This is a genomic window from Chamaesiphon sp. VAR_48_metabat_135_sub (genome assembly GCF_031418915.1).
GTDB lineage: Bacteria > Cyanobacteriota > Cyanobacteriia > Cyanobacteriales > Chamaesiphonaceae > Chamaesiphon.
The window spans coordinates 1-1,500 of record NZ_JANOJV010000219.1; the positions used below are offsets into that span (position 1 = coordinate 1).

Here is a 1,500-nt window from a genome sequence, read left to right on the forward strand (position 1 = left end):
TAGAGTTTTAAAATGGTTGCGACACCTGTAAAAAATCTTACTTTAGAAGGCTTTCTGGCTCTTCCAGAAACTAAACCTGCGAGTGAATATATTGACGGAAAGATAGTTCAAAAGCCAATGCCTCAAGGAAAACATAGCTTACTTCAACTCGAACTAATATCTTTCATTAATTCTATCCTACGAAAAGCAAGTATCGCTATAGCATTTCCAGAACTAAGATGTAGCTTTGGAGGGAGATCGATAGTTCCTGATGTAGTTGTATTGAAGAATGAGATTATTTCTAAAGATGATGATGGTGAGGTTGCTAATGTGGTGACAACTGCACCCGATTGGGTGATTGAAATCTTATCTCCCGATCAAAGTACGACTAAAGTAATTAAGAATATTCTTCATTGTTTAGATCATGGTACTAAAGTTGGCTGGTTAATCGATCCTGCTGAGAAGATGATCTTAGTTTATCAACCCGATAAACAAGTACAAGTGGTAGATATACTCGAAGCTGAATTAATTGTACCTGAATTCGCCCGATCTGTTAAACTGAACCCTGGAGATATTTTCAATTGGCTAAAACTAGACTAATCTTTCTCTGCGCCCTCTGCGCCTCTGCGGTTTAATAAAAAATATCTATACCAAGCACTAATTTAAAATGATTATTGAAAACAGCCCAGTAATATTATCAGTTAAAAATCTCACCGCCGAAGTAGATGGTACACCCATCCTCAAAGGCTTAAATATCGAAATAAAAGCCGGAGAAATCCATGCGATTATGGGGCCAAATGGTTCCGGTAAAAGTACATTGTCAAAGGTATTGGCTGGACATCCCGCATATACAGTCACAGGGGGAGAAGTCACTTACAAAGGTGAAAATCTATTCGATTTAGAGCCGCAAGATCGGGCACGTTCTGGTGTATTTCTGGCATTTCAATATCCACTCGAAATTCCTGGCGTTAGTAACCTCGATTTCCTCCGCGTTGCTTACAATTCTCGCCAGAAACATCTGGGCTTAGAAGAATTAGATGTATTTGATTTTGATGAATTGATTCAAGACAAATTGGAAATTGTCAAAATGAACCCTGCTTTCCTCAGCCGGAGTGTGAATGAGGGTTTCTCTGGCGGTGAAAAGAAGCGGAATGAGATTTTGCAAATGGCAATTCTTCAGCCTAGTTTAGCAATTCTCGATGAGACTGATTCGGGCTTGGATATTGACGCGCTGAAAATTGTGGCTGGTGGTGTGAATCAGTTGTCGAATCAGGATAATTCGATGTTGGTGATTACCCATTATCAACGGTTGTTGGATTATATTATTCCTGATTTTGTACATGTAATGGCGAATGGACAAATCCTAACTAGTGGCGGGAAGGAACTCGCTCTGGAATTGGAGGCGAAGGGTTATGACTGGGTGACTGAGCCTCAAGCAGTCGGTTAACTGAATTAGTGACAGACGTAAATTGTTTGATTGACTGCGAAGATCTTTACCCCACCCCAACCCTCCCCTTGTAA

General features: G+C 40.3%; 2 protein-coding genes. Both read left to right on the top strand.

The features are described from left to right. Nucleotides 1-12 precede the first annotated feature (12 nt). Entirely contained in the window at nucleotides 13-579 is a 567-nt protein-coding gene (locus RMO55_RS15835) for a Uma2 family endonuclease (protein ID WP_310428001.1), read from the top strand. Between the two features lie 67 nt (nucleotides 580-646). Then, nucleotides 647-1,426, top strand: a complete 780-nt coding sequence (sufC, locus tag RMO55_RS15840) for a Fe-S cluster assembly ATPase SufC (RefSeq protein WP_310428002.1) — start codon at nucleotides 647-649, stop codon at nucleotides 1,424-1,426. Nucleotides 1,427-1,500 lie beyond the last annotated feature (74 nt).

Bases quoted from the DNA above. Each gene is read 5' to 3' on its own strand.
- sufC (WP_310428002.1), top strand. From the start codon at position 647: ATGATTATTGAAAACAGCCCAGTAATATTATCAGTTAAAAATCTCACC.
- RMO55_RS15835 (WP_310428001.1), top strand. From the start codon at position 13: ATGGTTGCGACACCTGTAAAAAATCTTACTTTAGAAGGCTTTCTGGCT.